The sequence below is a fragment of the Micromonospora sp. NPDC049114 genome (genome assembly GCF_040648635.1).
Taxonomy (GTDB): Bacteria; Actinomycetota; Actinomycetes; order Mycobacteriales; family Micromonosporaceae; genus Micromonospora.
Window position 1 is genome coordinate 793,962 of record NZ_JBEZEA010000002.1, and the last position, 20,010, is coordinate 813,971.

Sequence of the window (20,010 nt, forward strand, 5' to 3'; positions counted from 1 at the left end):
CAGGGCGACCGCGTTCTGCGATGGATCAGTTGCAGGTCGTGACGGAGAGCGAGCTGTCGCCGCAGAGCAGCAGGCTCGCCCGGCTACCGCCACCCGTGCGGTCGGCCGGAGCCATCTCCAGGCCCTGGAGGTCCAGAAGCGCCATGTCGTTCACCTCCCTTCCATCCGTTCGTCGATCCTGTCGCCCTCGCTGTCGCGAGGGAGTCTCTGCGCGCCCGACAGGGGCGCGAGGAAGGGCAGCACCGGCGGCTCGTCACGTCGCGCGCAGGCCAGCGCGTAGAGCACGCCGGCGGTGCCGGTGCCGAAGTCCATGGAGAGCCGCAGCAACTGCTCGCCGGGGAACGCGGTCCCGTCCCGGTACGGCAGCGCGTGCCAGGTCAGCCGGTCCACCTGTGCGGCGAGTTCCCGGCGGTCGGCGTGACCCGAGGCGGCGAGGTAGGCGATGATGCCGGCACGGCCGGCGAAGAGCCCGGACTGTGCGTAGAACGGTGACCGTGCCGCGCGGCGGATCCCCGCGCTGGCCTCGGCGAACCGGTCGTCGGCCCGGTGGCGCAGGTACGCATCGAGGACCAGACCGATACCGATGCTGCCGTGCGCCAGGTACGGCATGGTCCGCCAGCCCTCGTTGACCTCCAGGGCACCGTCCGGCCGCAGCACACACCGGCGCAGATCCTGGCGCAGCGCCGTGGCGGCGTGCCCGAGCAGTTCGTCGTCACCGCTGAGCTCGTAGAGCCGCAGCAGCATCAGCGCCGGTCCGGTCCGGCCGCGCAGCAGCCCGGCGTACGGGTTGCGTCCACCGCTGACGTCCGGGCCCGGATCGTCGGCCAGTTGCCCGATCACCCGCTCGGCGGCCCGCCAGGCGGCGTCGCGCAACGACGCCTCCCCGGTGCGCCCGGCCAGCTCGGCCAGGTTGAGCGCGATCCCGGACAACCCGCTCGCCAGGCTGTGGTCGAGCCCGTCCAGGGGCTCGCGCAGGCAGATGTCGAGCACGTCCAGCGCGTCCTGGCGGCGTCCGAGGTGATCGAGGGCGTAGGCCACACCGTGCAGGCCGTCGTAGAAGCCGCAGCGGGTGCCGGACGGTGGCGCTGTCGCCCGTCGCACCAGCCAGTCCTCGTGCTCGGGCCACCGACCGGCGCCACTGGCGTCGAGCGCGTACAGCACTCCGGCCGCCCCGTGGGCGAGGTTGAGGCCGCCGCTGCGGAACTGCTCGATGTCGCCGGGGAAAAGCCGGTCCTCGCGGGTCGGGGTGGCGCTGGCCAGGATCGCCGTCGCCAGCCGATCCGTCGCTACGGGCGCGTCGTGCGCGCCCGTCACCTGCGGGCCACCGGCGATCTCCTCGACGGCCGGGTCGAGGAAGGACCTCGGCACCGGGAAGTTCGCGGCGATGATGTCGGCCAGGTGCGCCGCCTTCGCCGGCGCGAGCCGCACCAGCTGGGTCAGCGGGAGGAACAGCGCCAACCGCAGGCACGCCAGGGCGTACCTGTCGACAGCCGGGCCGGTGCGGTCCCGCGGGGCCGCGAAGCCCTGGTTGCGCAGTCCGGGCCGGCGGTGCCCGACGATCGGGGCGGCCACCTCGAAGTCGACGAGGGCGACCTGGTCGTCCGGCCGGATCATGATGTTGAACAGGTGCAGGTCACCGTAGACCAGGCCGCGCTCGTGGATCGCCGCGACGACGGACTCGACCTGCTCGTGGATGTGCCGGGCCCAGCGGGCGTACGCCGCCCGGTCCTCGTCGGTCGCGTCGGCGTCGATCAGGGGGTACCTGTCGACAAGCACCTTGTTCAGCGGCCGACCCTCGATGAACTCCAGCGCGAGGAACCGGTGCTCGCCGAGGGCGAACTCGTCGTGCACCCGCGGCACCTGCGGCAGGTCGGCCAGTTGCCGCAGGGCCTGCGCCTCGCGGGCCAGCCGGGCGACGGCGTCCGTGCCGTCAGCGTCCAGGCCGGCGTGCGGTCGGGCCTCCTTCAGCACCACCTCGGTGCCGGTACGCAGATCCCGGCCCACGTACAGCCCACCGCCGTTGGAGAAGTGGATCACCTTCTCGATGCGGTACGGCACCTGGTTGGTGCTGGTGTCGTTGCGGGCGGCCAGGTGCGGGCCGAGGAAGTCGGGCAGGGTGACCCAGGACGGCACGTGAAAGACCGGCTCTCGGCGATCCGGCACCAGCGCGCCGGAGTCGTCCTCGATCGCCGGCACCACCTGACCGTCGGGCGAGTGGCAGTAGCGCGCGGCGAATCCGCCGTAGCGCACGTGGACCGGGCCGTCGCCGTAGCGCAGGTCGCTGAGAATGTACGGGCCGGTCTCGCCGGTGAGCAGCTCGTCCAGCTCCTTGCAGACCAGCTCCAGCTCCGCGTCGTCGCGCGGGTAGACGGTGATGAACTTGCCGCTGGCGGCCCGCGCGGCGTACTTGGAGTTGCGCAGCAGCAGTGTGCGGGGCCCGCGGAGGAACTTGAAGGAGAGGCCGCGGGGGACGCAGTAGTTCCAGACGGCGTCCAGCACCCGCTCGGCGTTCGTCAGGCCCGCCGACACGTGGATCTTCCAGCCCTGCTGCGGCAGCGAGCCGCCGTCGGGCGCGTAGATCAGCCAGTCGTCGAGCGGCTCGCGGCGCCACCCGGTCGGGACGGGGCGCTCGGCGGCCGGGAAGACGGGCTGTGCGACGGCGCTGCCGAGCGAGTCGTAGAACAGCCGGTCCGCCGCGCAGTAGCTGTCGTAGCGTTCGTCCACCGTCCCGCCTCCTCTCGAACCCGGCCGGCTGTTGTTCCGGCGTTGCATCGAGTCTCATCGACGTCAGGTGGTGCGCCCCAGTGCGCTTAGTCACGGAATCCGGTGCGGGGCGCATCGGTATGCATGACATTAGTCAGGCCCGGGAGGCCGACGCCGCAGTCACACCATCGGGCCGCATCCCGGCGACAACGGCGAACCTTGCGAGCCCCTGAACTGGGATTACTCCGATTTCGTCGGTGACGCAGCGCGTTCGTCCGCGCACCCACCTACTCGTCCTTGACCCCCGGTGTGGACGGAACTTAGACTCCGGTGATTGTTAGCGTTAACAGTTACGTCATCAGATCGAAATCAGAGCGGTCATCACCGTCACTCTCGGTGTCGACGCTGCCGACCGGTGCCGACCGGGCCGATGGGACCGCGACGGCGCGTACCACCACCAGCCAGGAGGACGAGACATGACGAACGATCAGAACAAGCCGGTACGCGACGAGCCGAGACTGCTGAGCCGGCGAACCATCCTGACGACGATGGGGGCCGTGCCGGTCGCGACGATCGCGGCGGTCGCGGGGGCCACGGAAGCCTCGGCGGCGCCGGCGACCATCAACCTGTCCGCACAGCGGCAGACGATCCGAGGCTTCGGCGCCATGGCCCACGCCGCGTGGATCGGCGACCTGACGGCCGCGCAGCGGGAGACGGCGTTCGGCACCGGCGAGGGCCGGCTGGGGTTCTCCCTGCTACGGATCCCCGTCGGCGAGAACCAGGCGGACTGGAGCGCCGACCTGGCGACGGCGCAGCGGGCGGCCGAGCTCGGCGTGACCGTCTTCGCGTCGCCGTGGAATCCCCCGGCCAGCATGATCGAGACCTTCACCCGCGGCGGTCAGACCAACGCGAAGCGCCTCCGGTACAGCTCGTACGGCGCCTACGCCCAGCACCTCAACGACTTCACCACACACCTGCGCAACAACGGGGTCAACCTGTACGCCATCTCGGTGCAGAACGAGCCCGACTACGCGACGGAGTGGACGTGGTGGACGTCCACCGAGATGGTCCGCTTCCTGCGGGAGAACGCCGGCTCGATCAGCACCAGGGTCATCGCCCCCGAGTCCTTCCAGTACGTGAAGTCCATGTCGGACCCGATCCTGAACGACTCCACGGCCCTGGCCAACGTCGACATCATCGGGGCGCACCTCTACGGCACGTCGTACTCGAACTTCCCCTACCCCCTTTTCAAGCAGAAGGGCGCGGGCAAGGAACTCTGGATGACGGAGGTCTACTACCCCAACAGCAACACCAACTCCGGCGACGCCTGGCCCGAGGCGCTCGACGTGGGCGAGCACATCCACCACGCGATGGTGGACGCCGAGTTCCAGGCGTACGTCTGGTGGTACCTCCGGCGCAGCTACGGCCCCATGCGCGAGGACGGCCAGATCAGCAAGCGCGGCGCGATGATGGCGCACTTCGCCAGGTTCGTCCGCCCCGGGTACGTGCGGATCGACGCGACGGCGAACCCCGCGTCGAACGTCTACGTCTCGGCGTACCGGGGCGGTGACACAGTGGTGATCGTCGCCGTCAACAAGAACACCTCGTCGGTGAGCCAGCAGTTCACCCTGTCGAACACCTCCGCGTCCGGCAGTGTCACGAACTGGCTGACCGACGGGAGCCGCAACGTCGCGCCCCAGGGCGTGCTCACCATGTCGAACGGCTCCCTGACCGTCACGCTGCCCGCGCGCAGCATCATGACCTTCGTGGCGAACGTGAGCGGCGGCACCAGCACCGGGGACACCTACAAGCTGGTCCACGCCGACACCGGCGTGGTTCTCGGCGTGCAGAACATGTCCACGGCCGACGGCGGTCTGGCCGTGGTGTGGGGCGACACCGGCACCGCCGACCACAACTGGGTCCGGGTCACCGACGGCAGCGCGTTCCGGTTCCGCAACGCCAACAGCGGCAAGGTGCTCGGCGTCGAGAACATGTCGACCGCCGACAACGCCCGCGTTCTGCAGTGGAGCGACAACGGAACCGCTGACCACCGCTGGACCCTGGTGGCCAACAGCGACGGCTCCTACCGGATCCGCAACGTCAACAGCGGCAAGGTGCTCGCCGTCCTCAACGGCTCCAGCACCTGGGGCGCCCAGGCCGTCCAGTACACCGACAACGGCAGCACCAGGAACAACTGGCGCCTGGTGCGGGTCAGCTGACCACCTCGCAGCGCGTTGCGGGCCGACCGTGTCCGGCCGGCCCGGAACCGCCGCCTCGACAGTCCGCGCCGACGTGCCGGGCCACGGGGCCCGCGTGAGCCTCAGCCCGGTGGCTGCTCCTTCGTCAGGTGGAGCAGCCACCCCTCGCCGGTACGGATGAGCGCGTACCGCCTGCTGCCGGTGCGCCCGTGCAGCGTGAACAGCATCCGGCGGTCGGTGCGGTCGTGCTCCTCCCACGTGCCGATGTCGGCTATCGACTTGTCGGCATCGGTGTAGGTCAGGTGATCGAGGTCGTGGTCGGGCACCGCGATCGCGAGCCGGTTGTCACTGGGACTGTCCGGCAGGCCACGGGGAACCGCCCACGAGCGCAGCACACCGTTCTCCTCGAGCCGCAGGTCGAAGTGCGGTCGGGGTTTGCGGTGGTCGTGCAGGACGAAGGCGGGACGCACAGTTGCCATTGTCGACGACCTGCGGCCCCGCCGCCGGTCAGCCCAGGTACTTCTCCCACGGCCCGGTGATGGCCAGGGTGAGGCCGGGGTCCTGCATGTTGACGAAGAGCACCTTGCCGTCGGCGCTGAAGGTAGGCCCGCAGAATTCCGAATCGTTGAGCTGGTTACGGGCGATCGGGTACGTCGGGCCGCCCGGGATCGTGCTGAGCACGTGCGAGGCGCCCGAGCCGTCCTCGGCGAGCACGAGGCTGCCCCACGGGGTGACGGTGACGTTGTCCGGACCGTCGAAGGTGAGGTCGGTGTACTTGACCGGCGTCCCCTCCTCGGACTGGGTCTGGTGCGGGAAGTACGTCACCAGCTGGATGGTCTGGTCCTTGAAGTTGTAGAACCAGACCATGCCGTCGTGCGGCGCCGCGTCCGCCGGCAGGTCACCCTCGTCCCAGGCGTACGAGTTGACCACGTACACGCCCTCGTCGGTGGCCCACACGCCCTCGAACTTGCGTCCCCGGGTGACCTGCCCGTCGGCGAACTGCTCGCGTACGGACGTGGTCCGCGCGTCGCGGTCCGGCACCGCGATCCACCGCACCGGGAACGGGCGGCCCAGCTGGGCGGAGGTCAGGTAGGCGACGTCCGGCAGCACGGAGCCGTCGTCCATGATGATCTGCATCGCGGCGAGGACGCCGGCGTTCGGCGCGAGGCGGGTGAGCACCCCGGGGCCCAGCTTGACCCCGGCCGGGGCGGTCCAGCGGTAGAAGAGGCCGTTCGGCCCGTCCGCGTCCTCGGAGAGGTAGACGTGGGTGCGGTCCTTGTCGACCGCCAGGGCCTCGTGGGAGTAGCGGCCGAGGCACTTGATCGGCCGCGGGTCGGCGCTGCCGTCGGCCCAGACCTCGAAGACGTACCCGTGGTCCTTCGCGAAGGCGCCGGTGCGGCCGCCCTCCTCCCACGCATCGCCGGCGCGGTCCTCGGTCTCCTCGCAGGTCAGCCAGGTCCCCCAGGGGGTCGGCCCGCCGGCGCAGTTGGAGACGGTGCCGGAGAGGGCGACGAACTCGCCCAGGTTGCGCCCCGCACGGTCCGTCGTGATGACGGTGCAGCCACCGGCGTCGACGGCGCCCGGGTCGTAGACAGTGCCCTTGACGTGCGGCACGCCGAACTCGGCGCCGGGGTCGATCTCGTGGTTCTGGATCAGGGTGTAGCGGCCGTGGCCGGCGTCGTAGACGGCCATGCCGTCGTGGTCCGACGGGGTCGTGCCCTGGCCACCGTCGAGTCGGGTGACGCCGGTCCGGGTGACCACTGTGTAGCTGAAGCCCGCGGGCAGGGCCAGGATCCCCTTGGGGTCGTCCACCAGCGGCGGGAAGGGCAGGTGGCCGCCCTTGACGGGCGAGTGCGGCCGGCTGGGGCTGGCCTGCGCCAGGGACGGCAGGCCACCGGCGACGGCAAGGCCCACACCGGCGGCGGCGCCGCCAGCGAGGAAGGTACGACGGGAGGAAGGCACGCGGATCAGCTCCTGGTCAAGGCAAGTGCGACGGCTGACAGCCAACTCCGGCCGACGGACATCGACACGTCACCCGGGGGGTCGCGTGGTGACATCGGAGTGAAGAATCAGAGCCGCGCGCCACCTCGCCGAGCCGACGGTGCGAGCCCTCGCCTCAGCGGCCTCGCCGTGGCGATGTCCAGCCCTGCTGGTGGAGCCGTTCGATGCCGTCGAGCAGCAGGTCCAGCGCGAACTCGAACTCGAACTGGTCGTCGCAGCCCGGCCCGACGACCGACTGGTCGTCGTGGGACGCCGCCCCGGCGATCTCGGCCAGGTGCGGGAACCGGTCGGCGAACTCCGGCGGTAGGGCGGCGGGCGGCTCGGGGCTGGTGGCTCCGGAGCGACCGGCCTGGCGGGAGGCGTCGAACAGTTCCTGGCTGAAGCCCAGCACCCGGCTGCCCATCGTGTGCATCACGTGGTGGGCGAGGTTGGCGGAGAACCCGCCGGCCTTGAAGGTCGCGACCACCGAGTCGAGGTAGGCGAGGATGGCCGGCGTCGCCATGTTCCGGGACTCGATCGCGAGCGCCGCCCAGGGGTGGCGGCGCAGCACCTCCCGCGCCGAGAGGATGCGCCGGCGGATGGCGTCCTTCCAGTTGGTGTCGGACGCGGGCGGGTCGATCTGGCCGACGATCACGTCGATCATGCCGTCGAGCAGTTCGTCCTTGTTGGCCACGTGCTTGTAGAGCGCCATCGGCACGACGCCCAGGTCCTGGGCGAGGTTGCGCATGCTGAGTGATTCGATGCCGGCCTCGTCGGCGAGCGCCACTGCGGCACGCAGGACGCGATCCCTGCTCAGCGGCGTCCGGCGCAGCGTCTCAGCCTGCTCAGCCATCTCGTCCTCGTCCTGTCCGGCGGTCGTTGAACCATAACCGCCTTGACAGGTGTACGGCGTACACCTACCGTCAGTGTACGCCGTACACCCTTCGGGAGGGATCATGAAGGCGATCGTTCAGGACCGATACGGCCCACCGGAAACCCTCGCGCTCGCCGAGGTCGCCACGCCGACGCCCGCCCCGGGCGACGTGCTCGTACGGGTCGAGGCGGCCTCGCTCAACGCGTACGACTGGCATGCCATGCGGGGCGATCCCCGGATGGCGCGGTTGGCGATGGGCCGGACGCGGCCCCGGGCGCGCATCCGTGGCCGCGACTTCGCGGGCCGGGTCGAGGCCGTCGGCGCCGACGTCCGGCAGGTGCGGCCGGGCGACGCGGTGTTCGGCGACCTCGGCGAGGCCAACGGGGCGTTCGCCGAGTACGTGTGCGTGCCCGAGACGTTGGTCGCGGCGATGCCGGCGAACCTGACCCCGCAGCAGGCGGCGGCCCTGCCGCTGGCCGGTATCACCGCGCTCATGGGCCTGCGCGACGCCGGGGGCGTCGTGCCCGGTCACCGCGTCCTCATCAACGGCGCCTCCGGCGGCGTCGGCACCCTCGCCGTACAACTGGCCAAGGCGCTCGGCGCCACCGTGACCGGGGTGTGCAGCACCCGCAACGTCGACCTGGTCCGCTCGCTCGGCGCCGATCACGTCGTCGACTACCGCCGCGACGACTTCACCCGCGGCGCGGACCGCCACGACGTCGTGTTCGACCTGGTCGGCAACCGCTCACTCAGGGAGCTGCGGCGGGCGCTGACACCCACGGGGACGCTGGTGCTCTCCGGCGGCGGCGTGTACGACGGTGGCAGCCTCATCGGGCCGGTCGGGCTGCTCGCTCGCGGACGGCTGCTGGCCCCGCTGGTCCGACAGCGCATCGTCACGCTCACGACGGCACCCGGCCGGCAGCACCTCGACGCGTTGCGCGCCCACGTCGAGGCCGGCCGCCTCACCCCGGTCATCGACCGTACGTATCCACTGCACGAGGTGCCCGCGGCCATCCGGTATCTCGAAGGCGAGCACGCGCGGGCCAAGGTCGTCATCACCATCTGACGGCGACCGCTCGGCGACCGAGGGCTCTGCCGTTCGCGCAGGCGGAGCCCTCGATTACGGTGACCAGGAACGGGGGTGGGCCATGGCGTCAGAGGTGTCACCGCGAAGGGCCAGGGCCGTGCTCGTCGCGCTCTCCCTCGCCGCGTTCGCGTTCATCACGACGGAGTTGCTGCCCGTCGGCCTGCTGACCCACATCGCACCCGACCTCGACCGGTCCCGCTCGCAGGTGGGCCTGCTGGTCAGCGGGTACGCCGTCGTGGTCGTGCTGGCATCGGTGCCGCTGACCCGACTGACCCAGCGGATTCCCCGGCGGCACCTTCTCGGCGCCACCATGTTCCTGTTCGCCGTAGCGAACGCCGCCGCCGCCCTCGCCCCGACGTACGCGGTGCTCGCCGGCTCGCGTCTCGTGACCGCTCTCGCCCAGGCGATGTTCTGGTCCGTCGCCACGGCGACAGTGATCGGGCCGTTCCCGGTCGCCGTGCGCGGCCGGGCGGTGGCGCTGTTCGCGACCGGGGCGACACTCGCCCCGGTGCTCGGCGTACCGCTCGGCACGTGGCTCGGGCAGCAGGCCGGCTGGCGTGTGGCGTTCGCGGCGCTGGCCGGAGCCGGTCTGGCGATCGCCGCCGCGGTGTTCGTCCTTCTGCCGTCATATCCCCCGGCAGCGGGTGGCGCGGCCCGGGGCACCGCACCGGACGGGCGGCGCTTCGCCGTGTTGCTGATCGCCACAGCCCTCGGCATCGGCGGCTTCATGACCCTGCAGACCTACATCACACCGTTCCTGCTCGACATCAGCGGCTTCACCGACGCGGCCCTGGCGCCGCTGCTGTTCGCCGCCGGCACCGCGGGCGTCCTCGGCACCCTGGCCGCGGCCCGGACCCTGGACACCCGGCCCATCGCCTCCCTGTTGACGCCGCTGACCATCGGCACTGCCGCGCTGTTCGGCATGTACGCGCTCGGCACGCTCCGGCACGGCGCGGTCGCATTTCTCGCCGCCATCGGCCTCGCCTACGCGGCGTTCGGCTCCGCAGTGCAGAACCGGATGCTGCAACTGGCTCCCGGCAGCACCGACATCGCGTCGGCCGGCGTCAGTACTGCCTTCAATGCCGGCATCGCCGGCGGATCGCTGCTCGGCGGCACCCTCCTGCCGATCTCAGGGGCACGCCCGCTGGCGCTCATCGGTGGACTGCTGACGCTGGCCGCCCTCACGTTGCTCGCCGCCGACACGCGGCTGCGCCGCGGCGGCGGGTCCGCGCCGACCATCGGTCGTCCCTCGGCCAGCCCCGCGGTTACGCGATAGGGCTCGGCGAGGTGGCCTGAACGCGATCGCTCCGGCCACCTCGCTCACCTTCTCAGCCGTTCATCAGATGAACGGCCCGTCCGACACCTCGAACGAGAAATGATCGGCGATGACGTACTGCCGGGGACCGCTGATTGATGCGTCCCGGATCGTGGCTGGGGAGCAGTCGTCGGGGCCTGGTTCCAGATCAAGCAGAAAACGATCGTCCAGTAATCCGACCTTCAGCCCGTCGGAAAGCACCTGCAGAGGGTACTGAATGGTTTCACTGAGGCTGTATTCGCGCACACCCCGCATGCGTATGTGCACCAACTTCCATCCGAACAGTGGCCCATGCGGGCCATCCTGACCCGGCGACGTGCGGTCGAGCGCCTGGATCTGCAACTCGATCTGGCGACCCTCCCGGTCACCTCGAGGAAGCACGATGGAGATTCCCGTTATCACCCCGTCCTCGAAGCCGAGAAACCTGTCGAGGAACTCCGAGACAATCAGCCGATCATCTGGACCAGCCATGATCACTTCCTTCACGGACGCAGATTCCATCCCGGCGGCAAATCCGATTCTCGTATGTGGGGAGGACCCGCGCCGTGACCACCGCCCGGAGTACCCGGAGGATCGATGACACGTCGACGGCCACGCTCTGCGTGCCCTGATGGTCGTCGAAGAGCCAGGTGCGACCCGCGCCGTTACGAGAGGCGACGGTGCTGCCCGCGATCCAGCACCTCCACCGAGACGGCGTCGGTCCCAGGCTCCCGCGGTGCTGGACGCCCGGCCCACCGTCACCGGCAGGGCACCGGCACGCACCCGCGACGCAGCGACCCCACGCTGGCCGGTGGCCGGGGCGGGCAGCGTCACGGACGCCTTACCCGGCTTCGGCCAGACCGGTGCCGCGAGCTGCGCGCTGGGCACCTTCTTGACCTGCCGGCGGGCGTAGGGGTTTGCGGGTTGTCCGAAGGGTGCGTCTCACCCATGCCTCCACAGGCGACTGTTCCGAAGATTGGTTGACGTGCTGGTACGACTGCCGAGGAGGGCGCCGGCCGGCCCGAGGGCCGGCCGGCGCGCACACCGTGAGCGGATCAGTCGGTAGGCGTGACGTCCGCCACCGACTGCCTGTCGTTGAGCTGCTTGACGTCGACGTCGGTCAGTGCCCCCTGATAGAGGTTGAGGTTCGACACGTCGCCATCCCACTTGTCGACGATCTGGACCGCCTGGCCCGGCGGCTGGTACTGGGAGGCACCGACCCAGACCGGCCCGGTGGCGTCGAAAGCCCCCGTGAAGGTGCCCGGGAACGGCACGGCGGCCACGCGCTCGCCATTGACGTAGAGACGGGCCTCACGGCGGCCCAGGTCGTAGACGCCGACCAGGTGGGTCCAGGTGGACAGGTCGTCCTCCGCGTTCATCTGCCGGGAGGTCATCATGATGTCCACGACATTCCCGTTCTGGGGCGACGTGTCCAGTCCGAAGAGGCTGAAGGACCACCAGTTCCCGGTGACTCCGTTCACGGTCTTCGTCCGCTGCCCCAGATAGAAGGCGGAGTTCCTGGTGCCGATCTGGGCGACAGCCGTCTGGATGCCGAGCGACTCCGGCCGCAGCCACACCGACACCGAGAACGAGTCGTTTGTCTTCGCCACTCGGGTGTCCTGCCAGGCGCCACCGACGTTCTTCATCGAGTGGCCGTACTCCGTGGTGACCTGGTTGGGGTCCTCCAGCCCCTGCGAGTTGAACCGCAGGAAGCTGCGGCTGTCGCTGCCGACGTCGGTACCGACGGTCAACCCGAGACGACGACCGAACTGACCGGACTCCGGGGCGTTGCACAGGTCCGGGTCGGTCGACTGGACGTAGCAGGGGACGGCCCCGTTGAAGTCCCAGTCACCAACCAGGGTCGGACTCAGCATCCCCGGCTCGTCGACGCCACCGGAGCCTGGCGTCTCGGCGAGCTGGCCGGTGAAGTCGTCGCCCACCAGCGCCCGGTCGAAGACCTGGACGTCGACAAGCGATCCGTTGAAGAAGTTGTCGGAAACCTTGGTGTTCTGGGCGTAGTTCCGGCCGACGTGGAACGGGCCGGCGGCGTTCCACGCGGTCGTCCACGGCGTGGAAGCGACAGCCGCGCCGTCCACGAACAGCGTCAGGGTGCGGGCCGCCTGGTCGTAGGAGAAGGCGACGTGCCGCCAACGGTTGACATCGGCGGCCGAGATCGCGGTGGGCGCGTGCAGGACTGTGTAAGCAGCACCGGTGCAGTCACCATTGCGCATGGTGACGTTCCACTTCGGCACTCCCGAGACCTGGACGATGCCGAAGAAGAACCCGAAGTCGCACGCACCGCTCTGCGTCGCGATGGCCATGTTGTTCGCCGGCACGCTGGGCAGCCGCACCCACGTTGCCACGCTGTACGAACTCGTCGTGTTGACGACCGGCCCGGACGTCGACAGGTAACCGCCGGTGGCGGGTCCGCCGAGCGTGGCCGCCTGACCGCCGACCAGGCGCACGTCGTTCGGCCAGGTGACGTTCGTCGCCGTCAACGGAGTGTCGCCTCCCAGTGCGGGCTGACCGTCGGCCAGGGCCTGCGCCTGGGTCACCCCCGGGTAACTCTGCAGGCCCCACCGCGCGACGGCCGGCGACGGCCGGCTCGCCGTGAACTCGACCGAGGCCCGTCCGATGTTGCCCGTGCTGTCCACCGCCGAGACCTGGAACGTGTTCAGGCCGTACTTCGGCACGATGGCGGAGACCGTGGCGGTCTTGGTGCAGACGGTGCCCGACGGTCCGTTGACGCAGGTGCTCACCGCGGGCACCTCGTTGGTCGGGGAGACCCAGCCGTGGCGGAACTTGGCCACCGTGGTGTCGGTGGTGCTGAGGCCGAACGTCGCCACCGTACCGGGCAGGGGGTTCGGGTTCGACGACGTGAGGCTGACGGTCACCGGAGGAACCTTGGTGTCCACGGTGAATTCGCACCACGCGGACCAGGCGCTGGTCATGCTGTACGGCGACGGGTCGGTCGACCTGGCCCGGAAGGCGTAGGCGCCGCCTTCGACCAGACCGGAGAGGGCGGCCGTGGTGGAGCGACCGTTGGCCGGCACCGACGCCCCCGCCGGCGCCGTCTTGCGGGGCGTGGAGTCGTTGTAGCCCCCGGTGGTGGGGATCTGGAGCCACTCGTACGTCGTGCGCAGCGCCTGACCGGTGTCGGCGTCCGGATAGATCGCCGACAAGGTCGGGTTCAGCGTGCCGATGCCGATCCGCTGGCCGGTTGGGCAGGCGACCCCGTGAACCTGGAGATTGTTCGGCGCCCCGGGGATGGAGTCGAAGTCGACGATCAGTTTCGCGCTGTTCGGCCAGAACTTCTTCCAGCGGTCGGTGGTGGACTCACCCGAGCCGTCGGTGGCGCTGCACGCGCAGAAACCCATGGTGATGCTGGCTGACTTGTTGGTGGCGTGGGTCTGGATGATGCTGGTGACGGCCGAGCCGGTGAAGTTGACAGTCATGTCCGGCTGCGGCGAGTCCGAGCAACCGGAGCCCTCGTTCGCGTGCGACTGCGCCGTCGACTTCAAGCTGTTCAGCTTCGGCGCCCACGCGGTCCGCGGCGTCGAGGAGATGCCCGCCGAGTGGTACAGGTACGTCGGCGTGTTCCCGCACGACCACGAGTGGTCCAGCTTCATCTGGACGTACGCGGACTCGATGTGCTTGCCCTTCATCGAGGTCAGCGGGAAGTCGAAGTACGAGCGGTAGAGCTTGCCGCTGTCCGGATCCCGGCCGACCCGCGCCACCGACGTGTCGGTGTTGTTGGTGTTGTTGTTCGTCGCGTACGCCCACCGGGACTTGCCCGTCGACCACGCCGGGTCGATGAACACCGGGAAGGCCGCCGCGGTCGAGAGCAGGCCGGTGTCCGGACGCAGCACCAGGTCGCCCCCGGCGACCTCGACACCGACGGCGGCCGTCTTCGCGACGTCGCCCGGCGCTGCCGCCGTGGAGCGGGCCAGCTCAGGGCCACCCTCGGCGTCACCGCCGGCCATCGACCTCGCGACGGCCGACGGCGTGGTGTTCGAGTCCCACATCACGGCCGGCTCCGCCGAGGCGAGCACCTCGGCACCCGCCATCGCGGAAAGCCGTCCGTCGGCGCCGCGCACCACGCGGGCGTCGCCGCCGAGGTCGAAGCGGAGCGTGCGGAGCGCAGGGTTGGCCGCGGCCTGTGCGTTCTTGACCGCGAAGACGTGCGTGAAGCCGCTCCGGGTGGCCCGAAGCACCAGATCCGTGCCCGGTAGCACCTCCGGGTAGGTGGCCGAGTCCCCGCTGACTGTCGGCTTCGGCAGCCCACCCGGCCAGGACAGGGTCAGCGACTTCCCCTGTCGGACCAGCGTCACCGCCGGGCCCTTGCCGCCGGCGGAGAACCGCACGTCGGCCACCGAGGCGACCGGACGCAGCGAGTCTCCCGCCCCGGCTCGCAGCGTCAGGTCGACGGGCGCCCACGACCCGTCCGTACGGCGGACCCGCTGCGGCGTGACCGCCGACTCCGACGTGAAACCGCCGGACGGGTTCGCGAAGACCTGCGTCAGCTCGGTACGGGCGTCCGCGACCTCCACCCGACGGCCGGAACGCTTCGCCTGGGCGACGGCCGACGCGGCGTCCGGTGCGACCGACGGGTTGGCGGGCTCCGCGGCGGGCGCCGCCGCCTCGACGGATGACGGCGCGATGAGCAGGGAACCCACGACCACGGCTGCGACGCTGGCGGCGGTGAATCGGGAACGTCTCAGAAAGAAGGCAGGCAGCATCGAGCGGCCAGGCACCATCTCAACCCCCGTGATTGAACGTGAACCGGTGGCGAGACTGTAGGGCTCAAACGAGGGGGTGTCCACATCGACCACGGTGAGTGATCTCGAATCGGGCAAGATCGTCCATACGAGAGGCGCGCACGACCGACGGTGACGGCGATCGCGGACCTCCTCCGGCAGATCCGCTGTCACCACCGACCGATCACATGCGTCGTATGGCCGATTGCCCGCACTGAAAGCCGTCGATACCGTGATCCCCGTGTTCGGGGAGGCCGTACAGGAGCTGCGGCGTCACAGCGCGCTGACGCAGGAGGATCTGGCCGCGAAGACAGGGCTGTCGGTCCGGCATCTCCGGGACCTTGAGGCGGGACGGATCGCGCGACCGCGACCCGCGACGATGCTGTTGCTGGCCGACGCCTTCGGCCTGCGCGGGGTCCGACGGGACCGGTTTCTCTCCGGTACGCCGACCCCTGCCGCCACCAGCGGCGTTCCGGCGCAGTTGCCGGCGGACGGCTTCGGCTTCGTCGGCCGCGCCGATGCGCTGGCCCGCCTCGACGGGATTCTGGCCCGAGCGGCGGATCAGCCGACCGCGATGGGTCTCGCGATCATCTCCGGCACCGCCGGGGTGGGCAAGACCGCGCTCGCGGTGCACTGGGCTCATCGCGTCGCCGCGCAGTTTCCCGACGGCCAGCTCTACGTCAACCTTCGCGGCTTCGACCCGGGTGGCGTCCCGGTCAGCCCGAGCACGGCGCTCGCCGGATTCGTCAACGCGCTCGCGGGACCGGACGCCCGTCCGCCGACGGCCTTGGATGAGCAGGTCGCTCGATATCGCAGTCTGCTGGGCGGCCGGCGGGTGCTGGTGGTCCTCGACAACGCGGGCGATGCCGACCAGGTACGCCAGCTGCTGCCGGGCGCTCCGGGCTGCTTCGTCCTCGTCACCAGTCGGGACCAGTTCCTGGGTCTGGTCAGTGTGAACGGCGCTGATCCGATCACCCTGGACGTCATGTCCGGGGCCGACTCCCGCGAACTGCTGACCCGACGCCTCGGCGCGGAGCGCGTCACCGCAGAGCCCGAGGCCGTGGACGCCATCGTCAGCGCCTCCGCCGGGCTGCCCCTGGCGCTGTCCGTCGTCGCCGCCCGGGCTGCCATCCACAGTGGATTTCGACTGATGGACCTGGCGGCCAGTCTGCGCCAGGTGGCCGGGCGCCTGGATGCCTTCGACGGCGGCGAACCGGTCACCGACCTGCGGCTGGTCATGTCGTGGTCGTACCGGACCCTCGATGAGCCCACCGCCCGGCTGTTCCGTCTGCTGAGCGTCCATCCGGGCCCGGACTTCGCCGTCGCGGCGGCGGCCAGCATCGCGGGGATCACGCTCGCGCAGGCCCACCGCAACCTGGCCGAGCTGACTCGGGCCCACCTGCTCACCGAGCACCGCCCGGGACGGTTCACGTACCACGATCTGCTGCGCGCGTACGCCACCGAGCTGGCGGCGGCCGAGGACAGCGAGGCGGGTCGTCACGCCGCCCGCTGCCGCCTGCTCGACCACTACCTGTCCGTCGCGTACGCCGCCGACGAGCTGCTCTATCCGCAGCGGGACCGGCTGGCGATCGACCCGCCCGGGCCCGGGGTCGCGCCGGTGGCGCTGGCCGATCGCGACGCCGCAATGTGGTGGTTCACCGACGAGCACCCGGTGCTGCTCTCGGCCCTGCGGCTGGCGAGCGACCACGGATTCGACCGCCACACGTGTCACCTCGCCTGGGCGATCACCACCTACCTCAACCAGCGCGGCTACTTCCAGGACTGGACCAGCAGCCTGCGGGCGGCGCTGTCGGCGGCCGTCCGGCTGGCCGACGACCGGGCCGAGGCGTACGCCCACGGGGTGCTCGGCTTCGCCGACATCGCGCTTGCGCAGTACGCCGACGCGCAGCGCCACCTGGAGCTGGCGTACGACAGGTACCGGCGGCTGGGCGACCTCGCCGGGCAGGCCCGGGTCGAGCTCAACCTCGGGTGGATCCATGATCGGACCGGGCGTCCCGAGCAGGCCCTCGCCCACGCGCTGGAGGCGCTGCGCCTGCACCGGCAGGCCGGACACGTCACCGGCCAGGCCTTCGCGCTGAACGCGGTCGGCTGGTCGCACGGTCAGCTCGGTGACCACCACGCCGCGATCGAGAGCTGCGATCAGGCACTGGCCCTGTTCACGTCGGTCGACAACGTCCTCGGCCAGGCGATCACGTGGGCCAGTCTCGGGCACGCCCACCTGCAGCTCGACGCGTTCACGGAGGCGGTCACCTGCCACGAGCACGCCGTCCGCCTGCGTCGCGAGATCGGTCATCGACGGTTGGAGGCGGATGCGTTGGTGAGCCTCGGCGACGCTCACCTCGCCGCAGGCGACGCCGGCCCGGCCCGCGTGGCCTGGCAGCAGGCGCTGGACATCCTCGTGTCCCTGCGGGAGGCCGGCACCGGTGCGATCGAGGCCAAGCTCGCCGCGCTGCGCTGAGGTGCCCCGAAGTACCGGTCACGCCCGGTCTGGCGCTGCCATTGACCGCCGGCAATTGACTGAGTGGTCGAGGTGCCTCTATAACGTTGTACGGGTGGTGATGGATGTCGATCGGATCACCATTGCCTGTGGGTGGGAATCCCGCCGACATCCGCCGTCCGCGTTCGAGAAGCCACCCGATGCCCACCGCCCGCGCGCTGCGGGCTCAGCTGCACGGCCCGCGGCGACCCGCCCCTCGGAGACGGCATGACACGTCAGGTCCCCGCCCGCCCCGCCCTGCCCCTACTGCTCATCCTCACCCTCGTCGTCGGCGTGTTCGCCGCACCGGCCCGACCGGTGCGGGCCGCCCCGGCCAAGACGCCGCCACTGACCACCCCGTGGACCAGCCAGGCGCTGGCCGGGACGCCCCTGCCGGAGTACCCGCGACCACAGATGACGCGACCGGACTGGCTCAACCTCAACGGGGAGTGGCAGCTGCGCCAGTCCGGCACCGACGACGCCCCGCAGTTCAACACCGATCTGCCCGAGCGGGTCAACGTGCCGTTCCCCGTCGAGAGCGCACTCTCCGGTGTCCAGCGGGCCGCCAACGACAACCGCAACTACCTGTTCTACCGACGCACCGTCACCGTCCCGCCCAACTGGTCGGGCCGGCGGACCCTGCTGCACTTCGGCGCGGTGGACTGGCAGAGCACGGTCTGGGTCAACGGCGTACGGGTCGGCGCGCACACCGGCGGCTACGACGCCTTCACCTTCGACGTGACAGCGCAACTCAACGGCGGCGCGAACGAGATCGTGGTGAAGGTGTGGGATCCCACCGACACCCGGCAGAACGGCAGCCTGCCCCCGATCGGCAAGCAGACCAAGCAGCCCGGCGGGATCTTCTACACGCCCAGCTCCGGTATCTGGCAGACGGTGTGGATGGAGCCGGTTCCGGCGGCGTCGATCAGCAGCGTGGACGCCTACCCGAACCTGAGCACCAACACCCTGCGGGTCCGGGTCTTCACCCGGGGCGACGTGAGCGGGCACAGCGTGCTCGCCGAGGCGCTCGACGGCGCCACCGTCGTCGGCTCCGCCACCGGCGGCTTCACCGAGTTCAGCGTCCCGGTGCCCAACGCCCGCCGCTGGTCACCCGACGATCCGTTCCTCTACAACCTGCGGATCCGCCTGCGCAACGCCGGCGGCGCGACTGTCGACCAGACCCTCCACTACTTCGGAATGCGCGAGATCACCACCGGCATGGTCAACGGGGTGCTGCGACCGAAGCTCAACGGCCAGTTCGTCTTCCAGGTCGGCACCCTCGACCAGGGCTTCTGGCCGGACGGCCTGTACACCGCGCCGACGGATGCCGCGCTCGCCTTCGACCTGCAGAAGCACAAGGACCTGGGCTTCAACATGGTGCGCAAGCACATCAAGGTCGAACCGCAGCGCTGGTTCTATCACGCCGACCGGCTCGGCCTGCTGGTCTGGCAGGACATCCCGTCGCTGACCGCGCAGAACATCGACCCCACCGACGCCCAGCAGGCGCAGTTCGAGAGCGAGGCACGCGAGATCGTCGACGAGCACCGCAGCTCCCCCGCGGTCGTCGCCTACACGCCCTACAACGAGGGCTGGGGCGAGCGCACCCTGGCCGACACCCGCCGCGTGGCACAGAACATCAAGAATCAGGACCCCACCCGACTGGTCAACCCGCACAGCGGGCACAACTGCTGCCAGTCCCTCGGTGACCCCGGCAACGGCGACATCGACGACTGGCACGTGTACCTGGGCCCGGACTCCCCCTCGCCATCGAGTAGCCGGATCGCGGTGCTCGGCGAGTTCGGCGGCCTGGGCCTGCACACCCCGGGCCACGAGTACAGCCCGAACGGGCAGTTCTTCGCCTACGAGTGGCAGCCCACCTCCGCCGCGCTCACCGACCGGTACGTGGGACTGGTGGAGGGTGCGCAGAACCTGATGCTCGGCAAGGGACTCAGCGCCTCGATCTACACCGAGATCGCCGACCAGGAGGGGGAGTTGAACGGCTTCCTCACGTACGACCGGCGGGTGGTCAAGATGGACCAGGCTCGCGTCCGCGCGGCCAACACCGCACTCATCAACACCTCCCGGACGATCGGCAGCTCCGCACCCGTCGCGCTGCCGGTCAACACCCGGCGTTCCCTGCAGGTCACCACTCCCGGCTACACCAACCGGTACCTGCGGCACCAGAACGGCCTGGCGTACACGGAGGTGGTCGACGCGGGCAGCTCGGCGCTGCTCAAGAACGACGCGACGTACACCATCCGGCCCGGCCTGGCCGACGGCGCCTGCTACTCCTTCGAGTCGGTCAACTATCCCGGTCAGTACCTGCGGCACCAGGACTCCCGGGTCCGCAACTCGCCGAACGACGGGTCAGCGCTCCTGCGGGCCGACGCCACCTGGTGCGCCCGCGTGGGGCTCACCGGAAGCGGCGTGTCGCTGGAGTCGTACAACTTCCGGGGCAAGTACCTCCGGCACTACAACTCGGAGGTCTGGCTCAGTAACGGCGCGGGCGGTGACGCCTACAACAGGCCCACCCTCTGGGCGGCCGACAGCACCTGGACCATCGCCGCCCCCTGGGCCCCCTGACAGCGGCGGACCGTGCGCTGACCAACGGTGCGGGCCG

General features: G+C 70.4%; 12 protein-coding genes and 1 pseudogene. 6 read left to right on the plus strand and 7 right to left on the minus strand.

Features of this window, described 5'->3' with window-relative positions:
• Positions 1 to 25 precede the first annotated feature (25 nt).
• Both AB0B39_RS11150 and lanKC read right to left on the minus strand, forming a co-directional pair.
• Complete coding sequence (locus AB0B39_RS11150) at positions 26 to 145, minus strand: SapB/AmfS family lanthipeptide (RefSeq protein WP_013734295.1); 120 nt, start codon at positions 143 to 145, stop codon at positions 26 to 28.
• Positions 146 to 150: 5 nt separating this feature from the next.
• Positions 151 to 2,724, minus strand: a complete 2,574-nt coding sequence (gene lanKC, locus AB0B39_RS11155) for a class III lanthionine synthetase LanKC (protein WP_357574202.1) — start codon at positions 2,722 to 2,724, stop codon at positions 151 to 153.
• Between the two features lie 851 nt (positions 2,725 to 3,575).
• Between lanKC and AB0B39_RS11160 the strand changes: the two are divergent.
• Both AB0B39_RS11160 and AB0B39_RS11165 read left to right on the plus strand, forming a co-directional pair.
• Positions 3,576 to 4,166: pseudogene (locus AB0B39_RS11160) on the plus strand (cellulose-binding protein); the annotation flags it as partial.
• A 6-nt stretch (positions 4,167 to 4,172) separates the two neighbouring features.
• On the plus strand, positions 4,173 to 4,922 hold the full coding sequence (locus AB0B39_RS11165) for an RICIN domain-containing protein (protein WP_357574377.1): 750 nt from the start codon (positions 4,173 to 4,175) through the stop codon (positions 4,920 to 4,922).
• 101 nt (positions 4,923 to 5,023) lie between these two features.
• Here AB0B39_RS11165 and AB0B39_RS11170 read toward each other — a convergent pair whose 3' ends face one another.
• From AB0B39_RS11170 to AB0B39_RS11180, 3 genes are all read right to left on the minus strand, one after another.
• A complete protein-coding gene (locus AB0B39_RS11170) occupies positions 5,024 to 5,380 on the minus strand; it encodes a DNA polymerase ligase N-terminal domain-containing protein (protein ID WP_357492821.1) in 357 nt (118 codons plus the stop codon).
• 28 nt (positions 5,381 to 5,408) lie between these two features.
• Complete coding sequence (locus AB0B39_RS11175) at positions 5,409 to 6,863, minus strand: alkaline phosphatase PhoX (protein WP_357574203.1); 1,455 nt, start codon at positions 6,861 to 6,863, stop codon at positions 5,409 to 5,411.
• Between the two features lie 154 nt (positions 6,864 to 7,017).
• A complete protein-coding gene (locus AB0B39_RS11180; protein ID WP_357492825.1) occupies positions 7,018 to 7,734 on the minus strand; it encodes a TetR/AcrR family transcriptional regulator C-terminal domain-containing protein in 717 nt (238 codons plus the stop codon).
• A gap of 103 nt (positions 7,735 to 7,837) precedes the next feature.
• On the opposite strand from AB0B39_RS11180, the gene AB0B39_RS11185 reads away from it, so the two are divergent.
• Together AB0B39_RS11185 and AB0B39_RS11190 are read left to right on the plus strand one after the other, a co-directional pair.
• Entirely contained in the window at positions 7,838 to 8,821 is a 984-nt protein-coding gene (locus AB0B39_RS11185; RefSeq protein ID WP_357574204.1) for an NAD(P)-dependent alcohol dehydrogenase, read from the plus strand.
• Between the two features lie 82 nt (positions 8,822 to 8,903).
• Positions 8,904 to 10,118 carry an MFS transporter gene (locus tag AB0B39_RS11190; protein WP_357574205.1) on the plus strand — a complete coding sequence of 405 codons (1,215 nt, stop codon included), beginning with the start codon at positions 8,904 to 8,906 and terminating at the stop codon, positions 10,116 to 10,118.
• 63 nt (positions 10,119 to 10,181) lie between these two features.
• Here the strand turns inward: AB0B39_RS11190 and AB0B39_RS11195 are convergent, their stop codons facing one another.
• Positions 10,182 to 10,643 (minus strand): hypothetical protein, encoded by a 462-nt coding sequence (locus tag AB0B39_RS11195; protein WP_357574206.1) that lies wholly within the window; start codon positions 10,641 to 10,643, stop codon positions 10,182 to 10,184.
• 548 nt (positions 10,644 to 11,191) lie between these two features.
• Entirely contained in the window at positions 11,192 to 14,818 is a 3,627-nt protein-coding gene (locus tag AB0B39_RS11200; RefSeq protein WP_357574207.1) for a LamG domain-containing protein, read from the minus strand.
• Positions 14,819 to 15,134: 316 nt separating this feature from the next.
• Between AB0B39_RS11200 and AB0B39_RS11205 the strand changes: the two genes are divergently transcribed.
• Together AB0B39_RS11205 and AB0B39_RS11210 are read left to right on the plus strand one after the other, a co-directional pair.
• A complete protein-coding gene (locus AB0B39_RS11205) occupies positions 15,135 to 17,372 on the plus strand; it encodes a tetratricopeptide repeat protein (RefSeq protein WP_357574208.1) in 2,238 nt (745 codons plus the stop codon).
• A 246-nt stretch (positions 17,373 to 17,618) separates the two neighbouring features.
• Positions 17,619 to 19,973 (plus strand): AbfB domain-containing protein, encoded by a 2,355-nt coding sequence (locus AB0B39_RS11210; protein ID WP_357574209.1) that lies wholly within the window; start codon positions 17,619 to 17,621, stop codon positions 19,971 to 19,973.
• Positions 19,974 to 20,010: the final 37 nt, after the last annotated feature.

Bases quoted from the DNA above. Each gene is read 5' to 3' on its own strand.
- AB0B39_RS11210 (WP_357574209.1), top strand. From the start codon at position 17,619: ATGACACGTCAGGTCCCCGCCCGCCCCGCCCTGCCCCTACTGCTCATC.
- AB0B39_RS11165 (WP_357574377.1), top strand. From the start codon at position 4,173: ATGGCGCACTTCGCCAGGTTCGTCCGCCCCGGGTACGTGCGGATCGAC.
- AB0B39_RS11185 (WP_357574204.1), top strand. From the start codon at position 7,838: ATGAAGGCGATCGTTCAGGACCGATACGGCCCACCGGAAACCCTCGCG.
- AB0B39_RS11180 (WP_357492825.1), bottom strand. From the start codon at position 7,734: ATGGCTGAGCAGGCTGAGACGCTGCGCCGGACGCCGCTGAGCAGGGAT.
- AB0B39_RS11150 (WP_013734295.1), bottom strand. From the start codon at position 145: ATGGCGCTTCTGGACCTCCAGGGCCTGGAGATGGCTCCGGCCGACCGC.
- AB0B39_RS11190 (WP_357574205.1), top strand. From the start codon at position 8,904: ATGGCGTCAGAGGTGTCACCGCGAAGGGCCAGGGCCGTGCTCGTCGCG.
- AB0B39_RS11170 (WP_357492821.1), bottom strand. From the start codon at position 5,380: ATGGCAACTGTGCGTCCCGCCTTCGTCCTGCACGACCACCGCAAACCC.